This window comes from Streptomyces sp. NPDC087270, from assembly GCF_044744625.1.
In the GTDB taxonomy this organism is placed as follows: domain Bacteria; phylum Actinomycetota; class Actinomycetes; order Streptomycetales; family Streptomycetaceae; genus Actinacidiphila.
On the sequence record NZ_JBIUYR010000031.1, the window covers coordinates 72,303 to 79,814 of the forward strand.

A 7,512-nucleotide genomic window follows, 5' to 3' on the forward strand; every position below is an offset into this window, starting at 1 on the left:
CCCTCCCGGGGATGCTAGAGTTTTCCTCGTTGCAAGGGCCTGTGGCGCAGTCCGGTAGCGCACCTCGTTCGCATCGAGGGGGTCAGGGGTTCGAATCCCCTCAGGTCCACAACGCGACTGTTCTCGATTCACCTCGGGAAGAGTTCATGAGATCCCGCCCGGTCGTGAAGACCAGGCGGGATTTTGGCGTCTGCGGGGGCTGAACGCCGCGGTATCCGGACGCGGCGGCGTCGGACCTGATCGTCTGGTCGCCAGATTGCTTTGGGCTCGGAGTCCCGTGGCGGTCCGGAGCCACTTCGCATCAGGGGAGTTACCGTGTTGTTCCTCCTGTGCGGCACGAACTGCGGCTGCCTCTCGGCCCGTGCGCAGCCGGCCGGTACGTCGAGGTCGGTTGTGTGAGCAGGGGGACGCCGAAGTGCGGTGACCTCCTGGTGGCAAGCCTGTGCTCGTCATCCGCACGCCGCGTGGGTACCTGCGAGGGCACCGTGCTCTGCCCTTCTCGCCCTCCCGCGCGGGCCGGGCACCGGTGTATGCATGGAACTGCCCGTCTGTGCCGTGACAAGGGATCTGACTCATGCGTGCCCACGAGAGTGACAAGACGCCCCAATCGGCCGTACGCCGTGGGGCGGCCGGTCGAACGGCATCGCGACCCTCACTTCCAGCGGCTCTCCAACCTGGAGGCTTGAACGGGGCCTCGCTCCTTGCCCTGCAACGCACCGTGGGCAACGCCGCGGTGGCCGGGATGCTGGAGCAGGCCCAGCACGCCCACTCGGGCAGCTGCGGGCACCAATCCGCCGCCTCGGCTCCGGCAGTGCAGCGTTCCTCCTTCGACGAGGTGCTCTGTACCTCGGGCACGCCCTTGGCCGAGCCGGTCAGGCGGGACATGGAGGCGCGGATCGGAGCGGACTTCTCCGAGGTGCGGCTGCACACAGGGATTGCCGCGCAGCGGTCCGCAAGCGAGATCGGCGCCCGCGCCTACACCATGGGCAATCACGTGGTCATCGGCGACGGCGGCGCGGACCGGCACACCCTCGCCCACGAGTTGACGCATGTCGTCCAGCAGCGGCAGGGCCCGGTTGGGGGGAACGACAACGGCCAGGGCCTGAGGATCTCGTCCCCGACCGACGACTTCGAACGGGAGGCCGAGGCCAACGCGACCAGGGTGCTGGCCGGTCCGGCACCTGTGCAGAGGGCGGTCGGCGGCGCGACAGCCGGGCACGCTTGCGAGCCGGCCGTCCAGCGCACCATCGGCTACGAGAAGGGCAAGTGGTCACAGGAGAACCTCCCGCCGGACCGCTTCGCCGAACGACTCGCCAAGGCGGCGGGCGAGTTGGAGGGCGTTCACTTCGCCATCCCGTATCGCAAGCTGTTCAGGGAGCTGGAGGAGGCATCCATCAGGGTCGAGATCGACGATGAGACGAGCTTCGCGGGCGCGCGCGCCAAGTTCGCCATCGACGATCAGACCGCGGAGGGTGGCGTGCTCCGGATTTCGCGGCCCGCTGACGACGCGTCGTCTCGCGAACTGCGCGAGTTCGCCGCGACCGTGACCCATGAGATGCAGCACGCCCTCGACTCCGTCACACGTCGCTTCAAGTCCCAGACCCCCGCGCTGACGATGAAGGAGCGGTGGATCTGCTCGGAGCTGCGGGCGTTCGGCAGCGAGGCCGCGGCGGCGCTCCAGCTCGCCATCGGGGACAGTTACCTCAAGAGCCAGGGCAAGCTCTCCGCGATCCTCAAGGACGTCAAGGAAGACCGACTCTCCTCCGAACGCAAACGACTCGCCCTGGAGTTCCACTTCATGGACAGCCACGTACACGCCGGGTCCCCGGCCCTGTCCGTCTACGGGAGCTCGGCCGCCATCAAGGACAGCGAGCTCCTGAACCGCCTCGCCGGCTACTTGAGGGTCTACAAGCTGGTTGCGGGTTCTCCGACCAACGAGACCGCGCTGAAGTGGCTGTCCGGGAACCCGACCGTCGAGCAGAAGGGGCTTCTGGAGGGCGTCGCCCTGTTCCACCAGCAGCGCCCCCAGCCCGAGTAGGACGCCCGGCGACGACCTTGCCGGCGTGGAGCGATGTGTGCAGCGGCCTGGGGCAGCGGTTCGTACGCGTAGCGCCGGGGGATGGCGGCGCACACGGCGAGGGGAGCGAGCCGAGGAGTCCCTCCAGTGGCCCGCTCAATGCCCGTAGGCGGCCGTCTGCGGCGACGCCGCCGGTCGGGTGGGGAAAACCCGCTCGGGTCGGCCGTGTGGCCGTACAGGGCGATTCTGGGACTTTCGGCGGTATGCGATCCCTGTCGGACATGCGCCGACCGCGTGCCACCTATCCTGCACCGGAGGGCGACTGCAGCCCGCAGTCGCAACCGCAACCGACGCCGACGCCGAGCTACGCCGAGGAACAGAGCATGCCCCCAATCGCGTTCGAGGACGGCGACCCGCGCCGCCGGCTCCTGGACGTCCTTCGCTGCCCCCTGTGCGGTGACGGTCTCCACACCTCGGCGGGAGCTCTGCGGTGCGGCAGGCGGCACACCTTCGACATCGCGCGCCAGGGGTACGTCAGCCTCCTGACGGGTGACATGCGGGCCGGAACCGCCGACACCGCAGCGATGGTCGGCGCCCGTGACGCGTTCCTGAGCGCCGGGCACTACGCGCCGCTGGCCCGCGCGGTGGCCGAGGCCGCGGACCGATGGTGCGTGGCGCGGGGCAACGTTCTGGATGCGGGCGCCGGTACCGGCTACTACCTTGTCGCCGCCCTGGACGCGGTGCCTGAGGCGGTCGGGCTCGGCCTGGACGTCTCCAAGTTCGCACTGCGGCGCGCGGCGCGGGCGCATCCGCGGGCGGTCGCCGCCGTATGGGACGTGTGGCGTGACCTCCCGGTGCGGTCGGGGTCGATGGACGTCGTGCTGAACGTCTTCGCTCCGCGCAACGGACCCGAGTTCCGGCGTGTCCTGGGTCCGGACGGTGCGCTTGTGGTGGTCACCCCGACCCCACGGCACCTGGCCGAGGTGCGGAGTGCCGCGGGCCTGCTGACCGTTGACGCGGCGAAGGAGGAGCGGCTCTCCCGTACGCTCGACGCCCACTTCCGGCCCGAGCGCGCTGATGCGCTGGAACTGGAGTACGGCTTGCGGCTGACACCCCAGGAGGCGAACGACCTCGTGTCCATGGGGCCGTCGGCTCGCCACGTCGACGCCGCGGAACTGGGCCGACGTATCGGGGCCATGGGTGACGTGGTCGAGACGAGTGCGTCCTTCGCCGTGGCGGTCTACCGGCCCAGGTGACGTGCTGCGGCGCGCTGGGCCGCCTCCTGGGTGTGTCCCGACATCGATGATCGCGCCGCCCGCCTCGTCGCGTGGCTCCACCCCGTGGGCGGCGCCGCCGTGTGACCCGACCCACGTGATCGGGGGGAAATAAACCGCGACCCGGAGGAGCTTGAGGTTTCAAGATCTTACGAGGGAGTGGCGATGACGGTTGACGCTGGTGCGGCTGTGGCCGCCGCCAAGGTCCGTACGAGGGTGCGTGTTCCGCTTCGGTTCTCCGACGGGTGGGGGACGACCGCCGATGTGTACACGTTCACCGGTCTGGTGGACGGAAAGGAGCATCTGGCGCTGGGCATCGGCGACTACCGCGCTGGCGGCGTGCCGCTGGTGCGGCCGCACTCGGAGTGCATGACGGGTGACGTGTTCGGCTCCGAGCGATGCGACTGCGGGCCGCAGTTGAGGGAGTCGGTGGAGCGGATCGCCGCCACCGGCGGCTACTTGCTCTACCTGCGGCAGGAAGGGCGCGGGATCGGGCTCTACGCGAAGCTCGACGCCTATGCCCTTCAGGACGACGGCCTCGACACCTATGAGGCGAACCTTGCCCTCGGCCGTGGGGAGGACGAGCGTGACTACACCGCCGCCGCGCAGATGCTCATCGCCCTGGGCGTCGGGAGCGTCCGGCTGCTGACCAACAACCCGGACAAGGCGCGGCAGCTCGACGCCCTGGGTGTCGAGGTCGTCGAGCAGGTGCCGACCGCCGTCCACGTCTCGGCGTCGAACGTCAGCTACCTGCGGGCGAAGGTCGAGCGCACCGGGCACACCATCGCGCTGCCGGCGTGACGGTCTTGGCGGTCCGTTCCTGACGTGCGACGGGCGCGCTCGGGTGTGCGGCGCGCGGGGTGCCGGCACGAAATCACCTGATGGGGGCTTGACGGTTGCCTGGCGGAGACGTGATACGGCCCACGATCGAAACGGTGGCGTTTCGATCGTGGGCCGTTTACGCTCTTAGGTGTACGACATCGTTTCGAAGCGTATCCATACGGTGCGATGACTCCGTATGATCGGCGCGACCGTCAGACAGGGAGGAGAGGGCATGTCGCCGGAAACCGGTACCTCTACGCGGCGCAGTCGCCTGACTCCCGAGCGCGAGCGGGAACTGTACGAGGCTGTGGTCGACCTGCTGCGCGAGGTCGGCTACGAGGCACTGACCATGGACGCCGTCGCCGCCCGTACCCGCTCCAGCAAGGCCACCCTCTACCGCCAGTGGAAGGGCAAGCCGGAACTGGTCGCCACGGCGCTTCGGCAGTGCAAGCCGGTCTCCCTCGCGGACATCGACACCGGTTCCCTCGCGGGCGACCTCCACGAGCTCGTGCGGCTGCACGACGAGAGCGAGGTCAAGCGCGACCAGGAGCTGATGCGCGGGCTGTCGCATGCCGCGTTCCAGAACATCGACCTGTTCCGCGCCCTGCGCGAGCTGCTCATCGAGCCGGAACTGGTCAGCTTCGCCGAACTGGTGCAGCGCGCGGTGGACCGCGGTGAACTGGCCGCGGACAACCCGGCGCGGGACTTCGTGCCGCACATGCTGTTCGGGGGGGCGCTGACCCGCCCGATCATCGAAGGCATCGACCCCGATCCGGAATACAGCCACAGATACATCGACGCGGTGGTCGTCCCGGCGCTCGGACTGTCCTGAGCGCAGCGACTCGATGATCGGTCCGGTCGGCCGGATCGGTTCGTCCGGCCACTGATCCGACCGCGTCCGCACCAGCGAACCTTTTCCGTACCACCACATCAGCACACCACGCTCCACCTGACACGCCGCTCTCGTCGTCGGGCTGGTTCCTCACGCCCATGTCCGCCCCCTCCTGACGGGAGCCCATGCCTCCATGGCCACATTCCTCTACAAGCTGGGCCGGTTCTCCTTCCGGCAGAGGCGCTACGTAGTCCTGTTGTGGGTGGCGCTGCTCGCCCTCGCGGGTGTCGGCGCCGCGACCGCGCGATCCGCGCCGGCCGACAACTTCACCGTCCCGGGCACCGAGGCGCAGCAGGCGTTCGACCTGCTCCACGAGCGCTTCCCCGGCACCAATGCCGACGGCGCGTCCGCGCGCATGGTCTTCCAGGCGCCCAACGGGCAGAAGATCACCGCTGGGCCGAACAAGGCGGCGGTCGAGAAGGTCGTCACCGATCTGAAGAACAGCCCGCAGAAGGCGACGGTCGCGGACCCGTTCACTGCGGACGCGGTCAGCAAGGACGGCACCACCGCGTACGCGTCCGTCAGCTATGTCGCCAAGTCGACAGAGATCACCGACGCGACCCACACCGCGATCGAGGACGCGGCGCAGCACGGTCGTGACGCAGGGTTGACTGTCGAGACGGGTGGCACCGCGCTCCAGGCGTCGCCGGAGACCGGCAACAGCGAGGTCATAGGCGTCGGCATAGCGGCGGTCGTGCTTTTGATCACGTTCAGTTCGCTGGTCGCTGCCGGCCTGCCACTCCTGACCGCGATCATGGGCGTCGGTGTCGGCATCGCGTCGATCACCGCCCTGGCGACGACACTCGGCCTGTCGAGCACGTCGTCGACGCTTGCGTCGATGATCGGACTGGCGGTCGGCATCGACTACGCGCTGTTCATCGTCTCGCGCCACCGCCATGAGCTCATGGAGGGCCGAGACGGCGAGGACGCGGCGGGGCGCGCGGTCGGTACGGCCGGGTCGGCCGTGGTGTTCGCCGGGCTCACCGTGCTGATCGCGCTGGCGGGCCTGGCGGTGGTCAACATCCCGATGCTCACCAAGATGGGCCTGGCGGCGGCCGCGACGGTCGCGCTTGCCGTGCTCATCGCGCTCACGCTCATCCCCGCGCTGCTCGGCTTCGCCGGCCCCAAGGTGCTCACCCGCAAGGTGCGCAAGGGTCGCGCCAAGCCGACGGACAAGCCGAACATGGGCACGCGCTGGGCGCGGCTGGTCGTGCGGCGCCGGGTGCCGTTCCTGGTCGCCGCGGTCGTGGCGCTGGGTCTTGCGGCCATCCCGATGAGCCGGATGGAACTCGGGCTGCCCGACGACGGTTCGCAGCCGGTCAGCACCACCCAGCGCAAGGCGTACGACATGCTGTCGGACGGTTTCGGGCCGGGCTTCAACGGGCCGTTGACGGTGGTCGTCGACGCTGCGCACAGCAAGCAGCCGAAGTCGGCCGCCCAGGACATCAAGCGGACCATCGCCGGCTTCGCGGACGTCAAGACGGTGACCGGGCCCGCGTTCAACCCGAAGGGTGACACGGCGACCCTCACCGTGGTGCCCGCGTCGAAGCCGAGCAGCACGCAGACCGAGGACCTGGTGCACACCATCCGCGGCCATGCGGGTGACTTCACCGACTCCATGGGCGCCAAGGTGCTCGTCACCGGTACCACCGCGATGAACATCGACGTCTCGCAGCGGCTGAACGACGCCCTGCTGCCGTATCTGGCGCTGGTCGTGGGGCTGGCGTTCCTGCTGCTGATGGTCGTGTTCCGGTCGGTGCTGGTGCCGTTGAAGGCGGCGCTCGGCTTCCTGCTGTCGGTGCTCGCGGCGCTCGGCGCGGTGGTGGCGGTCTTCCAGTGGGGTTGGCTGTCCGGTCTGATGGGCGTTCAGCAGACTGGTCCGATCATGAGCATGATGCCGATCTTCATGGTCGGTGTGGTCTTCGGACTGGCCATGGACTACGAGGTGTTCCTGGTCACCCGGATGCGTGAGGCGTACGTACACGGCGAGTCGCCGCGTCAGGCGGTCGTGACCGGCTTCACCCATGGTGCGCGGGTGGTGTCCGCGGCCGCGGTCATCATGATCAGTGTGTTCGCCGGGTTCATCGGATCGTCGGAATCGATGATCAAGATGATGGGCTTCGGACTTGCGATCGCGGTCGCGTTCGACGCGTTCGTCGTCAGGATGACGATCGTGCCGGCGGTGCTCGCGCTGCTGGGGAAGTCCGCGTGGTGGCTGCCGCGCTGGCTGGACCGCGCACTGCCCAACGTCGACGTCGAGGGCGAGCAGTTGCGCAAGAACCTCGCCGAGCGGCCGAGTCTCGTTGCGTCCTCGGACGAGGACGAGGACGAGGAGGACCTGGAGGGCGTGCGGGTCTGACAGCCGCCGCTGTCGTAGCGCAGCAGGTGCAGGCCCCGGCCGGTCGTGGTGACCTTGGGTTCAAGGGGTCGTCGCAACACCACTTGTTTCAGGTGGTGAGTAGATCACGTAGACGCTCGGCTGGGGTATCCCAGTCGAGCGTCTTGCG

The 7,512-nt window shown here is 68.9% G+C and carries 5 protein-coding genes and 1 tRNA gene; all 6 read left to right on the forward strand.

What is annotated here, in order from left to right; translation table 11 throughout:
- The first annotated feature begins 35 nt into the window (after nucleotides 1-35).
- A tRNA-Ala gene (locus tag ACIPAE_RS38285) sits at nucleotides 36-109 on the forward strand.
- A gap of 573 nt (nucleotides 110-682) precedes the next feature.
- The gene (locus ACIPAE_RS38290) at nucleotides 683-2,038 is read left to right on the forward strand and encodes a DUF4157 domain-containing protein (protein WP_402451890.1); all 1,356 of its coding nucleotides are present in this window, start codon (nucleotides 683-685) and stop codon (nucleotides 2,036-2,038) included.
- Between the two features lie 362 nt (nucleotides 2,039-2,400).
- Nucleotides 2,401-3,273 (forward strand): putative RNA methyltransferase, encoded by an 873-nt coding sequence (locus ACIPAE_RS38295; RefSeq protein ID WP_402451892.1) that lies wholly within the window; start codon nucleotides 2,401-2,403, stop codon nucleotides 3,271-3,273.
- A 183-nt stretch (nucleotides 3,274-3,456) separates the two neighbouring features.
- Nucleotides 3,457-4,092 (forward strand): GTP cyclohydrolase II, encoded by a 636-nt coding sequence (gene ribA / locus ACIPAE_RS38300; protein ID WP_402451894.1) that lies wholly within the window; start codon nucleotides 3,457-3,459, stop codon nucleotides 4,090-4,092.
- Between the two features lie 253 nt (nucleotides 4,093-4,345).
- On the forward strand, nucleotides 4,346-4,945 hold the full coding sequence (locus ACIPAE_RS38305) for a TetR/AcrR family transcriptional regulator (protein ID WP_329368469.1): 600 nt from the start codon (nucleotides 4,346-4,348) through the stop codon (nucleotides 4,943-4,945).
- Between the two features lie 193 nt (nucleotides 4,946-5,138).
- The gene (locus ACIPAE_RS38310; RefSeq protein ID WP_402451896.1) at nucleotides 5,139-7,364 is read left to right on the forward strand and encodes an MMPL family transporter; all 2,226 of its coding nucleotides are present in this window, start codon (nucleotides 5,139-5,141) and stop codon (nucleotides 7,362-7,364) included.
- The last annotated feature ends 148 nt before the right edge of the window (nucleotides 7,365-7,512 follow it).